Source organism: Mesorhizobium sp. M4A.F.Ca.ET.022.05.2.1 (assembly GCF_003998845.1).
In the GTDB taxonomy this organism is placed as follows: domain Bacteria; phylum Pseudomonadota; class Alphaproteobacteria; order Rhizobiales; family Rhizobiaceae; genus Mesorhizobium.
Genome location: NZ_RZOJ01000020.1, coordinates 19,505 through 33,973, shown reverse-complemented (window position 1 = coordinate 33,973; position 14,469 = coordinate 19,505). Strand labels below are relative to the sequence as shown.

14 protein-coding genes are annotated in these 14,469 nt (G+C 63.7%); 3 read left to right on the top strand and 11 right to left on the bottom strand.

Annotated elements, in window-relative coordinates; translation table 11 throughout:
* The 5 genes from bioB to EN745_RS04525 form a co-directional block, all read right to left on the bottom strand.
* Positions 1–781 (bottom strand): biotin synthase BioB (gene bioB / locus EN745_RS04545; protein ID WP_127420634.1); only part of this gene is annotated, 781 nt, incomplete at its 3' end.
* Positions 782–842: 61 nt separating this feature from the next.
* Entirely contained in the window at positions 843–1,697 is an 855-nt protein-coding gene (gene nadC / locus EN745_RS04540; RefSeq protein ID WP_127420633.1) for a carboxylating nicotinate-nucleotide diphosphorylase, read from the bottom strand.
* Positions 1,697–3,232 carry an L-aspartate oxidase gene (locus tag EN745_RS04535; protein WP_127420632.1) on the bottom strand — a complete coding sequence of 512 codons (1,536 nt, stop codon included), beginning with the start codon at positions 3,230–3,232 and terminating at the stop codon, positions 1,697–1,699. Before EN745_RS04535 ends, nadC begins: the two co-directional genes overlap by 1 nt.
* Positions 3,229–4,203 (bottom strand): quinolinate synthase NadA, encoded by a 975-nt coding sequence (gene nadA, locus EN745_RS04530; RefSeq protein WP_189362953.1) that lies wholly within the window; start codon positions 4,201–4,203, stop codon positions 3,229–3,231. The genes EN745_RS04535 and nadA overlap by 4 nt, the downstream gene beginning before the upstream one ends.
* 68 nt (positions 4,204–4,271) lie before the next feature.
* Complete coding sequence (locus tag EN745_RS04525) at positions 4,272–5,237, bottom strand: hypothetical protein (protein ID WP_127420631.1); 966 nt, start codon at positions 5,235–5,237, stop codon at positions 4,272–4,274.
* A 382-nt stretch (positions 5,238–5,619) separates the two neighbouring features.
* On the opposite strand from EN745_RS04525, the gene EN745_RS04520 reads away from it, so the two are divergent.
* From EN745_RS04520 to EN745_RS04510, 3 genes are all read left to right on the top strand, one after another.
* Positions 5,620–6,603, top strand: a complete 984-nt coding sequence (locus tag EN745_RS04520) for a YihY/virulence factor BrkB family protein (RefSeq protein ID WP_127420630.1) — start codon at positions 5,620–5,622, stop codon at positions 6,601–6,603.
* Between the two features lie 229 nt (positions 6,604–6,832).
* Entirely contained in the window at positions 6,833–7,216 is a 384-nt protein-coding gene (locus EN745_RS04515) for a DUF427 domain-containing protein (RefSeq protein ID WP_245487631.1), read from the top strand.
* An 87-nt stretch (positions 7,217–7,303) separates the two neighbouring features.
* Positions 7,304–7,912, top strand: coding sequence for an isochorismatase family cysteine hydrolase (locus EN745_RS04510; RefSeq protein ID WP_127420629.1), 609 nt, complete (start codon positions 7,304–7,306; stop codon positions 7,910–7,912).
* Between the two features lie 50 nt (positions 7,913–7,962).
* Here EN745_RS04510 and EN745_RS04505 read toward each other — a convergent pair whose 3' ends face one another.
* The 6 genes from EN745_RS04505 to EN745_RS04480 form a co-directional block, all read right to left on the bottom strand.
* Positions 7,963–9,177: an FAD-binding oxidoreductase gene (locus tag EN745_RS04505; RefSeq protein WP_127420628.1), complete on the bottom strand. Its 1,215-nt coding sequence runs from the start codon at positions 9,175–9,177 to the stop codon at positions 7,963–7,965.
* Between the two features lie 81 nt (positions 9,178–9,258).
* Complete coding sequence (locus EN745_RS04500; RefSeq protein ID WP_126056203.1) at positions 9,259–9,423, bottom strand: DUF3309 family protein; 165 nt, start codon at positions 9,421–9,423, stop codon at positions 9,259–9,261.
* 176 nt (positions 9,424–9,599) lie between these two features.
* Positions 9,600–10,751, bottom strand: a complete 1,152-nt coding sequence (locus EN745_RS04495) for an alcohol dehydrogenase family protein (RefSeq protein ID WP_127420627.1) — start codon at positions 10,749–10,751, stop codon at positions 9,600–9,602.
* 8 nt (positions 10,752–10,759) lie between these two features.
* On the bottom strand, positions 10,760–12,139 hold the full coding sequence (locus EN745_RS04490) for an aspartate aminotransferase family protein (RefSeq protein WP_126056201.1): 1,380 nt from the start codon (positions 12,137–12,139) through the stop codon (positions 10,760–10,762).
* A gap of 36 nt (positions 12,140–12,175) precedes the next feature.
* Positions 12,176–13,669: an NAD-dependent succinate-semialdehyde dehydrogenase gene (locus tag EN745_RS04485; protein ID WP_127420626.1), complete on the bottom strand. Its 1,494-nt coding sequence runs from the start codon at positions 13,667–13,669 to the stop codon at positions 12,176–12,178.
* Positions 13,670–13,929: 260 nt separating this feature from the next.
* Positions 13,930–14,421, bottom strand: a complete 492-nt coding sequence (locus tag EN745_RS04480; RefSeq protein ID WP_127420625.1) for an Lrp/AsnC family transcriptional regulator — start codon at positions 14,419–14,421, stop codon at positions 13,930–13,932.
* Positions 14,422–14,469: the final 48 nt, after the last annotated feature.

Genomic DNA, 14,469 nt, shown 5'->3' with positions numbered 1-14,469 from the left:
CGCGCACGAACTCGATCGGCTCGATCGGCCTGGCATCGGCAAGCGGGGTGCCGGCGATCGGGATGAGCATGTTGATCGGAACGCTTTCCGGATGTTCCGGCAGGTTGGCCAATGTCACCAGCATGTCGATCCGGTCCACCGGCTCTTCGCCCATGCCGACAATGCCGCCGCAGCAGACCTTGATGCCGCTGTCGCGGACATTGGCCAGCGTATCCAGGCGGTCTGCAAATGTCCGGGTCGAGATGATCTCTGAGTAGTAGCGCTCGGAGGTGTCGATGTTGTGGTTGTAGTAGTCGAGGCCGGCCTCCTTCAGCCGCTGCGCCTGGCCGAGGTCGAGCATGCCGAGCGTCATGCAGGTCTCCATGCCCAGCGCCTTGACGCCTTCGACCATCGCCACGACCGCATCCATGTCGCGCCCCTTGGGATTTCGCCAGGCGGCGCCCATGCAATAGCGGGTGGCGCCGGCGTCGCGCGCCTTGGTCGCTTCAGCGATGACGCGCCTGACCTCCATCAGCTTCGACGCCTTCAGCCCGCTTTCATGGTGCGCCGACTGGCTGCAATAGCCGCAATCCTCCGGACAGCCGCCCGTCTTGATGCTGAGAAGTCGGCTGAGCTGGACCTTGTTGGGATCGAAGTTCTGGCGGTGAACGGTCTGCGCCTGAAACAAGAGGTCGTTGAAAGGTGCATCGTGGAGAGCCTGGGCTTCTTCCAGGCTCCATACCCGGCGGTCGCCGAGGGATTGAACTTCAGGCGCGGTCTTTTCCGAAATCGCTGCGTGCATTTCGATCCTGTTCCTTGCGTTGTGGCGAGCCGGCTAGACTTTAGATGGCCAGGTCCGACGATCAAAGCTCACGATAATCGAGGCCGATATCGAGGATCGGGGCGCTGTGAGTCAACCAGCCGATGGAAATCAGGTCGATACCGGTTGCGGCAACGGCTGGCGCAATCGCGGCGGTGATCCTGCCAGACGCCTCGGTGACCGCCCGGCCACCCACCATGGCCACCGCATTGCGCAAGTCATCGACTGACATGTTGTCCAGCAGGACTGCGTCGGGCGCGTGCGCCAAGGCCTCTTCCAACTGGACCAGCGTATCGACCTCGACTTCGACCTTGACGAGATGGCCGACGCTCATTCGCGCCCGCTCCATTGCCGGGCGAATTCCGCCGGCGATGGCGATGTGGTTGTCCTTGATCAGGATGGCGTCGTCGAGGCCGAAGCGGTGATTGGCGCCGCCGCCGGCGCGCACAGCGTATTTTTCGACCGCTCGCAAGCCAGGAGTCGTCTTGCGGGTGCAGACAATTTTCGCCTTGTGCCCCCGGACCGCATTGACGATTGATGCCGTCGCCGTGGCTATGCCGCTGAGATGGCACAGGAAATTGAGCGCCGTGCGTTCCGCCGTGAGAATGGCGCGGGCCGGGCCGCTCACCGAGGCGATGACCTCTCCCTGCGCGACCTCGCTGCCGTCCGCGCGCTCCACCGTCATCTCGACATTCGGATCGATCAGCTTGAAGGCAAGCATCGCCAGATCAAGGCCGGCGACGACGCCTTGCTGGCGCGCCGCCAGCACGGTCGTCGCGTGGCGTTCATTCGCCACGATGGCGTCCGTGGTCAAATCGCCGGCCCTGCCAAGGTCCTCGAGCAGAGCTGCCCGTACCAGAGGCTCAAACATGATTGTGGGAAGTGGCGAGAGGTCCATCATGTCAGGCATTCCAGCCGAGGTTCGAGTTCCCGCGCTGTCCTCAGGGCGGCCTCCAGGGTGATTTCTGAGCGTCGGGCGACGGCCGCATGAAGGGGAAAATCCGTCCGGTGGTGGGCGCCGCGACTTTCCCGACGTTGCAACGCGGCAATCGTGATCATCAGCCCGACCACGGCCGGACCTGAGGTAGCATCCGCGCACTCGGCGAGCGGCAACAAGGCACGCGCCGCTGCTTCCAGGCCTTCGCGATTCCGTACAACGCCGAGCGCGCGCGACAAGACAGGGCGCACTGCTGCCGGATCGGGCGACGGAGAGTCACTTGCAAACGTTTGCTGTGCACGCCGGGCAGGGATCCCCCGCAGGCTTTCTGCCACCCAGCGTGCGCAGACCACCGCCTCGGTCAAGGAATTGCTGGCGAGCCTGTTGGCGCCATGCAACCCGGTCGAGGCGACTTCGCCGCAAGCCCAAAGTCCTTGAACCGATGTGCGGCCGGCCAGATCCACGGCCACACCACCCATATGGTAGTGCTGCGCCGGCCGGATAGGAATGAGGTCACGCGCCGGATCGATGCCGGCTTCTTTGCAAGCCAATGCGATCGTCGGGAACTGCCGCGCGAATGTCGGGCCGGGCCTTTCCCGCACGTCGAGAAAGACGCGGTGTCCGCTGGCCAGATGGTTCCCGACGGCACGCGCCAGCACGTCGCGCGGCGCAAGTTCCGTCCCTTTCACGCCGCTGAGAAACCGCCGGCCCGTCTCATCGACCAAGGTTGCGCCTTCGCCGCGAACGGCTTCGCTGATCAGCGACATCGGGCGCTTCGGCTCGTCAAGCGCGGTCGGATGGAACTGGACGAATTCCAGATCGGCAAGCACAGCCCCCGCACGGGCCGCCAACGCCAGACCCTGTCCGCAACTGCCCAGAGGATTGGTGCTGTCGTGGAACAAGCCACCGATCCCACCCGTGGCGAGGACGACCCGTGCCGTCGCGAGGAACACCGGACCTGCCGCGCCGCTCGCCAGGACACCGGCGATTCTGCCGTCCTCCGTCACCAGCCGGCGCGCTTCGAAGCCCTCGATCACCTCTATTGTCGGCGTCGAACGTACCGCCGCGACCAGGGCACGCATGACCTCTCGTCCGCTGCCGTCACCACCGGCATGAACGATGCGCCGCCGGCTGTGCGCGGCCTCCAGTCCGAGACGAAGAGCGCCTGCCGGCGTCCGATCAAAACGAACCCCAAACCGTGCCAGATATTCGATCGCGGCGGGCGCAGCGTACACGATGCGCCTTGCTGCTTCCGCATCGCAAAGGCCGTCACCGGCGGCGAGCGTATCGGTAAGATGGAGGATCGGGTCATCATCATCGCCCATGCTGGCGGCAAGCCCGCCTTGCGCCCACGCGCTGGACGCATCCGCGCCAAGCGGCGATCTTGAGAGCAGAAGCACCGGCTCGGGTGCCAAGTGTAGTGCGGTCATCAGCCCGGCTATGCCGGCGCCGATGATGACCGGCCGGTCGTCGAGGTCGCGGACGTCCATGCTCATACCGCCAGCATCCGCTCGACGGCCAGCCGCGCGCGCCCGGCAATCTCCGGCTCAATGGTGACGACATGGCGGTTCTGCTCGAGCGCCATGCGGATGCTGGCCAGCGTTATCCGCTTCATGTGCGGGCAGAGATTGCAGGGTCGGATGAATTCGACCTCGGGATGCTGAAGCGCGACATTGTCGCTCATCGAGCATTCCGTCATCAGCACGACGCGGGGCGGCTTTTGCCTTTCGACATAATCGGACATGGCGGCGGTTGAGCCGGAAAAATCGGCCTCGGCCACCACATCGGGCGGGCATTCGGGATGCGCGAGCACCGTCACGCCGGGATGGTTTTCGCGCAACTCGCGGATATCGGCTGGCGTGAAGCGCTCATGCACCTCGCAATGCCCTTTCCAGGCGATGATCTCCACGTCGGTCTGGGCGGCGATGTTATGGGCCAGATACTCGTCCGGCAGCATGATCACCCGGGGAACGCCAAGGGACTCGACGACCGCTTTCGCATTGCCTGACGTGCAACAGATGTCGGACTCGGCCTTCACCTCAGCCGACGTGTTGACATAGGTGACGACCGGCAGGCCGGGGTAGCGTTGCCTGAGCAGGCGGATATCCTCGGCGGTAATAGAGTCCGCCAGTGAACAGCCTGCGCGCAGGTCTGGAATGAGCACGGTCTTCTCAGGGTTGAGCAGCTTTGCCGTCTCGGCCATGAAATGCACGCCGGCCAGCACAATCACGTCCGCTTCGGCCGATATCGCCTTGCGGGCAAGCGCCAGGCTGTCGCCGACGATATCGGCGACGCAATGGAAGATCTCCGGCGTCTGATAGTTGTGCGCCAGGATGACAGCGTTTCGCTGCCGCTTCAGGTCGAGGATGGCGTCGATGTCGCCGGCGAAGGCGGTCCATTCGATCGGTGGGATGACCCGGCGCACGCGTTCGTAGAGCGCGGCCGTGCGCGCGGAGGCGTTGAACATACCCTGTCTCCAATTATGCTCGAATTGAGTATAACTGAGGCATATGCTTAACTTGAGCATAAGGAATGTCAAGCGCGTGAAAGTGGCAATTTTGTCCCCGCGACAGCTCGTTCCGCCAGAACCGCCTGACGGAAACGGAAACGCTTCGCCGGACGCCCGCCTGTGTCCGACATCGTCTCCCCGGTCTCCTCGACCAGATCCTGCTGTTCGATAAGGCGCCGGAAATTCTGTTTGTGCACGAGCCGGCCTGCGAGCGCTTCAACGGTTCGCTGCAACTGCAGGAGCGTGAAAGCCGGCGGCATTAGCTCGAACACGACGGGGCGGTATTTGATCTTGGTTCGAAGCCTGGCGATCCCGGTCGCCAGAATGCGGCGATGGTCGGCAGTCATTGGCCGGCCGGGAATGGCCGGCGAAATGCCATTGTCCCGGCCGCGTGTGGCCTCCGGCACCAGGGCGGCCTCATACAGCAGTTCGTAACGCTGCAGAGCAAGCTCCTCGTTCCAGCCGCGATCATCCAGGCCGAAGGCATACGCCACGCGCTGCCGGCGATCGCGGCGTATGCTCAGATTATCCGTGCCGTCGGCCCAGGCCAAAAGTCGAGGGATGAGCACATCGGGCACGATAGGTGGCACGCCCGCACGGTGATCCTCCCAGGGAAAATAGTCATACCAGCCTCGCCAGCCATGCGTTGGCGACCGTTCGGCCTGCTCTTCTCTTGTCAGGCCGAGATAGCTGATCGAGATCTGCACACGCTCGTCGCCGGTCCGGTCGCGGTCGGCAAAGGTGTAGAGCTGTTCTACATAGCCCAGCGGATGGCTTGTCTGCCGCTCCACCCATGCCCTCAGGCCTGACTGCAGGGAACGATGGCCGAGCTCAAAAGGGCCGGACGGCAACGCTTGAGCTTGCTCAATGGTCAGGACACGTGGCTCGCCAGCGGTTACGGCAATGACGACAGCGATCAGATCCGCGCCGACGGCCTGGCTCTGATTGGCGCTTGTAGCCTGCCTTGTCGCCTGCGTGGTCTTGTTTTGCATAGGGTGCGAAGGGTCCGAAAAACAACGCGCCTTGGACAGGCAATCCGCGCGAAGGTGAACTGCCGCATGCTGCCCGTCAACGTTCACCACGCAGATCCCAATCGAGGCTTTCGACCGCCGAGTTCATTGCACCTGGGCGGGATTGAAGCGATCGACCCTGAAATCATCGAGCGGCTTGCGGCGCCAGCGGTGCTAGGGCGTGCGAATCGGCTGGCCGAAGCGAACAAACAGAGGATTAGCGCAACACATCTTCCACGAACACGGAAGCATCTTTCTGGGCAGGTCGGGCGCTCGGTGAAACAATGCCCAAAGGAACCATCGTGCCCATGCCGGGTTTGTCCTGTGCGCGATTTTGCGTCCCAGATGTGGCGGCAGAGCGAAGATGCGAGCGTGGGTTCGTGAAGGCTGGGTTCTGCTGAGAGAGGCCATCAGCGGCTTCCTCAACGACAACGCACTGAGCCATGGTGCGGCGATGGCCTTCTATGCCGCCACCTCGCTTGCGCCGATCCTGCTGATCGTGGTGGCAATTGCTGGCCTGGTCTTCGGCAACGACGCCGCCCGGCTGGCCCTTTCGGCCCAGATATCGGGCGTCATGGGCGCGCAGAGCGCCGATCTCCTGCAGGCGACGATCGAGACCGCCTCGCGCGGATCATCGAGTACCCTGGCCGCCATATTGGGGTTGGTGACGTTGCTCGTAACCGCGTCGGGCGTCTTCGGCGAGATGCAGCTCTCGCTCAACGAAATCTGGAAGGTGAAGCCGGGCGGCACGTCGCTGTCGCGATTGGTGCGGGCGCGGGCCGCAAGCCTTGGGCTTGTCGCCGCCCTCGGCTTCATGCTTCTGGTATCGCTGGCTGCGAGCACGGCAATCTCCGCCCTCGGCGAACTCATCAATGCAGGTCTTCCGTTCGGCGAACTGATAGTCAGCGCCATCAACACAGTGGTTTCCTTCGTGCTGATCGCACTGCTCTTTGCGGCAATATACAAGGTCCTGCCTGACAGGACGTTGCAATGGCGCGACGTCGCCGTCGGTTCGCTCGTTACCACGCTTTTGTTCACGATCGGCAAGGCTCTGATCGGCTGGTACATCGGGACGAGTGCGATAGCGACTTCCTATGGTGCGGCCGGCGCGCTGATAATCGTGCTGTTGTGGGTCTACTATTCGGCCCAGATCTTCCTGTTCGGCGCCGAGATAACCCGCGCCTATTCTGTCAGGCACGGAAGTCGACCCGACCTCGCGCCCGTGATGGCGGCCCACGCAAGCACCAGGCGGGGCAGGCCTGGGGCATCCGGACGCGAGGTGGCTGCGTGGATGGTCCTCAGCAGTTTGCTGACGACGCTTTTCGTCCGACCCTGGCGCTCACGCTAACGCGCTGGACGTCTCCGGCTCAGTTCAGGGCAAAAGCCCACCTGCCGTGGCGGGTGGTCGCGCCCGCCATTCAAATCATGAACTCCAAGGACGAGCCCTGACGGTCTACCGTCGGGGTCGAAAAGGTTTGCGCCAATTGCGCGCTTGGCCGGAACTGCCATGGCTGAGCAACGTTTCCATGAACACGCAGTCAAGGAGTACGAGAATGCAAACCTCACCGGCGAGTTCCATGCATTTTCCGACCGCCCCTGCCATCGTGCCCTTTGACGGCACAGTGACGGTCAGGTTTTCAGACGCCATCGTTGCGTCCAGCGAGCGGGCAAAGCTGCTTTATGAAGATGGGCGAAATCCGGTCTTCTACATCCCGTTCGAGGATATCTATTTCGAGCTCTTCGAGAAAACGAACACCACCTCGGATTCTCCATGGGGCACGGCCAGCTATTGGCGCGTTCATGCCGCCGGTGCATCCGCCGACAATTTCATGTGGGCCTATGAGACGCCTGAGACAGCCGCCTTGGCTATCGCTCGGCACGGCGTTTTCGATCCGCACAAGGCGCGCATCGACGCCGATCCGGCCGAGGACAAACAGCATACGCCGCACCTCCCCGAATAGCTGCAGCGACGCAAAGAAGCGGCACGCAAGCCTGCAAGGCCTAACCAGGCGTCGTGTCGGAAAGAGGTCGGACCGAAGAGGTCCTCAATGTCAGCGCATGGATTGACCTACGGACCATTGGGCAGCAGTTGCGTCCATCTCTGCGTCGACATGCAGCGCTTGTTCGCGGAGCCATCGCCCTGGGCGACGCCGTGGATGGCCCGCGTCCTGCCCCTCATCGAAACGCTGGTCGCAAGGCATGCGGCGCAAACCATCTTTACCCGCTTCCTGCCTGCACAGAGGCCGGGGCAGGGGGTGGGCACGTGGAAGCGCTACTATGACCGATGGGCGTCGATGACCATGTCCGAGCTCGACCCGGAAATGATTGAGCTTCTGCCTTCGCTGATGCGACACTCTCCGCCGGCAACCGTTCTCGACAAGCACATCTATTCGCCCTGGTTCGAGGGCAGGCTCAGGAACTTTCTCGCGCGGCATAGGATCGACACACTGGTGATCACCGGCGGCGAGACCGACGTCTGCGTGCTGGCAACCGTTCTCGGCGCCATTGATTTCGGCTACCGGGTGGTGCTGGTGACGGACGCTCTGTGCAGCAGTTCGGATGCCACTCACGACGCGCTGCTAACGGTCTATCATCAACGATTTGCGCAGCAGGTCGAGACAGTGGAGATGGAGACAATCCTGTCGGAGTGGACCTAGTTCAGTCACCCAGGAGGTAGTCCTGGCCTTCGGCGCTCTCGCCTGTCGATCTAGCAGCCGCGGAATGCAAAAAGCTCGGTATCGATGTCCTGGAGGCCGCCAATCGCAGATGAAACCATCTCAGAAGCGATCTGCGAGAAGGTGATGCCGTTGCCGCCATAGCCCATCACGGCGTGAATGCGTGGGAAGCGGGGCAGGGCGCCTATATAGGGCAGGCCGGAGGCCGTGGTGCCGAAGGAGCCGGTCCATGCAAATTCCGGTCTGGTGTCCAGCTTTGGCAACAGATGGCCCAGCTTGGCCGCCAGGCGCTGGGCCTTTTCGGCGATCATTGCGTCGCGATGCTCCTCATCGGTGAAATCCTCGTCCTCACCACCGCAAATGACCCGGCCGTCTGCCGTTGTCCGAACGTAAAGATACGGCTCCGATGCCTCCCATAGCAGAGCAGTCGCAGGCCATAGGCCTTGGGGCTGGCGGTTCGTGGCGATCGCCCAGGTTGAAACGATGCTGTGCGCGGTCGCCGGAATGATGTCGGTCAACTCATAGCCGGTTGCCAGCACCAGATGTCGTGCCGAGATCGTCGGACCGAGACTGGTTTTGACAACAACCTGATCGCGACCGTGCTCGATCTCGGTCGCTTGCACTGGTGCATAAAGACGTGCCTTCCGCGCCAAAGCCCGCAGCAACAGTCCGGCTGTGAGCTTGCGCGGATCGAGCGCAATGTTGTCGTGGCTGAGGATGGCTGCTGCGCGATCGATTCCGAAACTGTCGGCCAAAGCCTGGCGGGTCAGATAAGTCGCGGCAATACCGGCCTGCCGGCGTGCGTTGCTTTCGGCGCGCAATTCCGCTGGACCAAGCATGTTGCCCGCCAGATAGAGTGAAGGCGGGTTGGCGAGGGTGCAGTCGATGCCGAGTTCGGCGATCCGCCCGCGAAGGTTGATCACCGCCAAGCGCGAGCGCCGCCATGCGCGCGCGGCGTCGAGCTTGCCCTTGATGGCGGAAAGTTTGACCAGCGGTTGATCAAGTTCGAACTGCACCAGCGCCGTCGTCGCCGAGGTTGATCCGAGAACCGGGCCGCGTCGATCGATGCACATCACTTCATGGCCCGCACGCGTCAGCGCCTCCGCCATCATGGCGCCGCTGATGCCCATGCCGACGACCAGCACTTCGCTCTTTACGTCTCGTGTCAGCTTTCCCACTCGGACGGGCGGCGCGCGATAGGCGAACCAGACCGGCCGGCCGCTTCTGAGGTCGAGTTTGCGGCCCAATGCTCCTCCGCGGTCGCCATCGCCAATTGCCCGCCGATCGCTGCTCGATCAGCGGGCAACGCTATGTCTGCCTCAGCGGCGCTAGAGGCGGCCGAGCACAACCAGGATGATGACGATCAGCAAAACCAACCCAAGGCCGCCGCCGCCGTAATAACCGGTGCCGTAAAACGGACCGCCGCCGAGGCCGCTGAAGCCGCCAAGCAAAACAAGAATTAGCAGAACTATCAGAATTGTGCCGAGACCCATGGAACTCTCCCGTTCGCCCTGTCGTGCATCCTGCAAAACAGCTGCTAGTTGATCAGACTATCAACTCGAAAACAGCGCTACTGTTCCCGGGAGGACTCATTACCTTGGGTTTGTCTGTTGTCGCCTCGTTGCGCTGAGGCAGAGAATGGCGTCAGCTGCGATGACTCAAGATGACACTATTCAATTGCAATTTGAGCTGATCTCGGTTCGGTCCGCGACCAGTGATCTTCGCCGCGGTTCCACATCGCGTCCGGCACCACGACAAGCTTGCCGACAAAGTCCTTCGCCACGAAATCCGTCTGCGCGCGGTGGAAGTCAGACAGTTTGTAGACGCCACCGACCAGCGGCCGAATCTTCTTGTCTTCGATGTAGCGGACGATGCGGCGAAAATCCGCCCGCGTGCCCTGGCTCGAGCCGTGCAGCTGCAGCTGCTTCAGGTACATGGTACGGAGATCCAACTGCACCACTGGACCGGCGATGGCGCCAGCCGTGGTGTAGCGCCCCTCGGGCCGCAGGATGCGCAACAGGTCGTTGAAGATGGCGCCGCCGACAAGGTCGGCGACCACGTCGATCGGTTTTCCGCCCGTCGCTTCGCTAACGGCGGCCGGCAGGTCGGCCACCCCGCGCGTGATCACCTTTTCGGCGCCGATATCGAGCACCGCCTGCTCCTTGCCCTTGCCGACAATGGCATAGGGGATGGCGCCGCGCGCCCGCGCCAACTGCACGATACCCGAGCCGACGCCGCCGGAAGCGCCGGTGACCAGCACAAGTTCGCCGGCTTTCAGTGCCGCGCGCTCCAGCATCTGCTCGCCGGTCAGATATGCGCAGCAGAAGGTGGCGAGCTCGACGTCGCTCATATCGGTGTCGACGACATGCGCGTTCTCGGCCGGCAAGGTCTGATATTCGGCGTAACCGCCGTCGCGGCCATGGCCCATATAGTCGATGTCGGCCAGCGAATTGTCGTCGCGGTTGTAGATGGAAAAGTCGACCATCACCCGCTCGCCGATACGGTCGGGCGAGACGCCGTCGCCGACGGCGGCGATGGTCCCCACCGTGTCGGTGCCCTGGATGCGCGGGAAAACAAGCGTGTTGCCCTGCCGGCGCCAGGTCGACACCGCCGCAGCATCCTCTTCCGTGCCATAGGCGCCCTGCCGCACCCAGACATCGGTGTTGTTCATGCCGCAGGCGCTGACCTGGACCAGCACCTCGCCGGCAGCCGGCCAAGGCACCTTGACGTCGGTGCGGTAGACGAGCTTTTCCGGACCGCCATGGCCGGTGAGCTGGACCGCGGCCATTGTGGCCGGAATGGTTCTGGTCACGGCATTCATCCCCCGTCTCAGAGGCTGGCAAACACGGCGTTCACCGCGTCCGCTGTCTTCGCCACCACCGTGTCGGCTTCCTCGCGCGTCAGGCAGAGCGGCGGCGCGAAGCCGAGGATGTCGCCCTGCGGCATGGCGCGGCCGAGGACGCCGCTTGCGGCGAGTGCCGTGGCGATCTGCGGCCCCACTTTCAGCGCCGGATCGAAGAAGGCGCGGTCGTCGCGGTCCTTGACGAATTCGATCGCCGCCAGCATCCCGTCGCCACGCACCTCCCCGACATGTTTGTGGCCGCCGACCGCCTTGGCAAGCTCGGCGCGGAAATAGGCGCCGGTCTCGCCGGCGTTCCTGACCAGGTCCATCTCGTCGATCAGTTCGAGATTGGCGACGCCCGCGGCAACGCAGATCGGATGCGCCGAATAGGTCCAGCCATGGCCGAGCGAGCCGAGCTTGTCGGAGCCTTTGACCAGCACCTGCCAGACCTTGTCGGAGACGATGACGCCGGAGAGTGGCGCATAGGCAGAGGTCAGGCCCTTGGCGATGGTGATCAGGTCCGGCTTGATACCGTAATGGTGGGAGCCGAACATCGTGCCGAGCCTGCCGAAGCCGGTCACCACCTCGTCGGCGACGAGCAGCACGTCGTACTTCTTCAGCACCGCCTGGATCTTTTCCCAGTAACCGGCCGGCGGCGGCACGATGCCGCCGGTGCCGAGGATCGGCTCGCCGATGAGGGCCGCGACCGTCTCCGGACCTTCGGCGAGGATCATTTCTTCCAGCTTGTCGGCGCAATATTGCGAGAACTGCTCCTCGCTCTGCGAGCGGTCGGCGCGGCGGAAATAGTAGGGCGCCTCGGTGTGCAGGATCGGCGCGCGCGGCAGGTCGAAGGCGTTGTGGAACAGGTCGAGCCCGGTCAGCGAGCCCGTCATCACGCCCGAGCCGTGATAGCCGCGCCAGCGCGAGATGATCTTCTTCTTCTCGGGCCGGCCGAGCACGTTGTTGTAATACCAGATCAGCTTGATGTTGGTCTCGTTGGCGTCCGAGCCGGAGAGCCCGAAATACACCCTCGACATGCCCTCGGGCGCGCGGTCGACGATCATCTTGGCCAAGGTGATCGAAGCCTCCGTGCCGTGGCCGACATAGGCGTGATAGTAGGCGAGGCTCTTTGCCTGGGTGGCAATGGCATCGGCGATCTTCTGGCGGCCATAACCGACATTGACGCAATAGAGCCCGGCGAAGGCGTCGATGCTTTTCTTGCCATTGTTGTCCCAGACGGTGACGCCCTCGCCGCCGGCCATGACGCGCGCCGGCGATTCGCCCCGCGCATGAGTGCCCATATGGGTCGAGGGATGGAAGAAGTGGTCACGGTCCCAGGCTGAGAGTTCGTTGGATTGTTCAAGCATCTTTTTCACTCCTTGAGGACGGCGGTCCGGGCGGTCCTAGGCCACATCGAGACACAGGTATTTTAGGTCGGTAAAGGCCTCTGATCCGTGGCGCGAGCCTTCGCGGCCGATGCCGGACTGCTTGACGCCGCCGAACGGGATCGGCGCGCCGGTGATCTTCACCCGGTTGATGGCGACCATGCCGTAATCCAGCGCGCGGCCCATGCGCGCCTGCCGGGCGCCGCTTTCGGTCACGACATAGGCGACGAGCCCATATTCGGTGGCGTTGGCGCGGGCGACGACCTCTGCCTCGTCGTCGAAGGGCGTCACCGCGGCGACCGGGCCGAAGGTTTCGTCGCGCATGATCAGGGCTTCGTCCGGCACGTCGACAAGCAGCGTCGGCTGGTAGAACAGCGGACCGGCGGCGTGGCGCTTGCCGCCGGCGAGACACCGCGCCCCGCGCGCGAGTGCATCGGCCACCTGCTCCTCCACCTTCTTGACGGCGCGCTCATGCATCAGCGGACCGATATCGGCGTCGCCAGAAAGCCCATTGCCGGTGCGGAGCCGCTCGATGCGGTGGGCGAACGCGGCGCAGAAGCGGTCATAGAGCGGCCGCTGCACATAGATCCGGTTGGCGGCCAGGCAATCCTGGCCGGAGGTGGCGAATTTGGCGTCGAGCGCGATCGCAACCGCTTTGTCGATATCGGCGTCGTCGAACACGATCAGCGGTGCATGGCCGCCGAGCTCCATGATCAGTCGCTTCATGGTCGGCGCACTTTGCGCGGCGATCAGCCGGCCGATTTCGGTCGAGCCGGTGAAGCTCATGGCGCGCACGCGGACATCTTCGCACATCCGCCCGACGATTGCGCGGGCATTGCCGGTGACGACGTTGAAGACACCGGCGGGAAGACCGGCGCGCTCGCCGAGTTCGGCCAGCGCCAGCGCCGACAGCGGCGTTTCTGAGGAGGGGTGCGCGACGATGGTGCAGCCGGCGGCAAGGGCGGCGGCCGCCTTGCGGGTGAGCATAGCCGATGGAAAATTCCACGGCGTGACGACGCCGACGACGCCGAGCGGCTCGCGCCGGACCATCATCTCGGCGCCCGGCAGATGGCTGGTGACGTTTTCGGCGTTGAGGCGTTTAGCTTCCTCGGCGTACCACTCGACGAAGGAGGCGGCATAGTCGATCTCGCCGAGCGACTCCTTCAGCGGCTTGCCTTGTTCGAGCGTCATAAGCAGCGCCAGATCCTCTTTGGCGGCAATGATCAGCTCGAACCATTTTCGCAAAATCTTCGAGCGCTCCTGCGGTAGCAATGCCCGCCAGGCGGGAAAGGCGCGGGACGCGGCATCGATCGCCTCTGTCGTCTGCCCGGAATCTAGCGCGGCAATGAAGGCGATGGTGGCGCCGGTCGCGGGATCGGTCACCTCGAAACTTTCCGCCGCCTCGCTCGCCGTCCAATGGCCGTCGACATAGGCGAGCGCACGCAGCAGCCGACGGTCGGCAAGCCGGTCGAGCGCTTCATGGCGGTTCGTGCGAGCAAGATGCGCGGACATCGATCAGGTCTCCGGGTGCCAAGGCGATGTGGAGAAACTAGCCCCGTGGCCGAGACAGAGAGGCTGTTTCGGCAGCCGCAGGTAGAGAGATTGTCTCTATTCGCCGGGAGAGCAGGGCGATCTCTCTAGCCACCGCAACTGAGACAGAGGCCCTCACCCGGATTGCCAACCGAATTGCGAGGGCAATCGGGGCAATCCGACCTCTCCCCTCGGGGAGAAGGTGGCCGCGAAGCGGCGGATGAGGGGGCCTTGCTGAGCCCTCACCCTTGCCCCGGCAACAAATCCGCCACCGGCAGCACGGTCCCCTCCTTCACCGTCTTGGTGACGATGTAGGTGAAGTAGCGGTCGATGCCAATCTCGCGCTCAAGCAGGGCGTCGACCAGTCGCTGATAGGCATCGATGTCGCGCGCCATCACCTTCAGCACGTAGTCAACGCCGCCGCCGACCGACCAGCAGGCAACGATCTCGGGGATGTCGCGGATGACGCGCTCGAAGCGGTCAAAATCGGCCTGGCGGTGGCTGGCTAGCGTCACCTCCATCAGCACGGTCGCCACCGGCGCGATCGTGCGCATTGCGATCGAGGCATGGCAGCCGGCCACGATGCCGGCCTTTTCCAGCTTGCGCAGCCGCATCCAGCAGGGCGTCGGCGACAGGCCGACCTTGTCGGCCAGGGCCAGCTTGGTGATGCGCCCGTCGCGCTGGATGGCGTCGAGGATTTTGAGGTCGATCGGATCGAGTTTCGCTGCGGCCATCGGCGTCCACCTTTTGCTGCCCGCCACCATGGCGGCGCATGATTTCGA

What these genes read in the sequence shown, in the direction of transcription:
- nadC (WP_127420633.1), bottom strand. Translation starts at nt 1,697, where the DNA reads ATGGACCTCTCGCCACTTCCCACAATCATGTTTGAGCCTCTGGTACGG.
- EN745_RS04535 (WP_127420632.1), bottom strand. Translation starts at nt 3,232, where the DNA reads ATGAGCATGGACGTCCGCGACCTCGACGACCGGCCGGTCATCATCGGC.
- nadA (WP_189362953.1), bottom strand. Translation starts at nt 4,203, where the DNA reads ATGTTCAACGCCTCCGCGCGCACGGCCGCGCTCTACGAACGCGTGCGC.
- EN745_RS04525 (WP_127420631.1), bottom strand. Translation starts at nt 5,237, where the DNA reads ATGCAAAACAAGACCACGCAGGCGACAAGGCAGGCTACAAGCGCCAAT.
- EN745_RS04520 (WP_127420630.1), top strand. Translation starts at nt 5,620, where the DNA reads ATGCGAGCGTGGGTTCGTGAAGGCTGGGTTCTGCTGAGAGAGGCCATC.
- EN745_RS04515 (WP_245487631.1), top strand. Translation starts at nt 6,833, where the DNA reads ATGCATTTTCCGACCGCCCCTGCCATCGTGCCCTTTGACGGCACAGTG.
- EN745_RS04510 (WP_127420629.1), top strand. Translation starts at nt 7,304, where the DNA reads ATGTCAGCGCATGGATTGACCTACGGACCATTGGGCAGCAGTTGCGTC.
- EN745_RS04500 (WP_126056203.1), bottom strand. Translation starts at nt 9,423, where the DNA reads ATGGGTCTCGGCACAATTCTGATAGTTCTGCTAATTCTTGTTTTGCTT.
- EN745_RS04495 (WP_127420627.1), bottom strand. Translation starts at nt 10,751, where the DNA reads ATGAATGCCGTGACCAGAACCATTCCGGCCACAATGGCCGCGGTCCAG.
- EN745_RS04490 (WP_126056201.1), bottom strand. Translation starts at nt 12,139, where the DNA reads ATGCTTGAACAATCCAACGAACTCTCAGCCTGGGACCGTGACCACTTC.
- EN745_RS04485 (WP_127420626.1), bottom strand. Translation starts at nt 13,669, where the DNA reads ATGTCCGCGCATCTTGCTCGCACGAACCGCCATGAAGCGCTCGACCGG.
- EN745_RS04480 (WP_127420625.1), bottom strand. Translation starts at nt 14,421, where the DNA reads ATGGCCGCAGCGAAACTCGATCCGATCGACCTCAAAATCCTCGACGCC.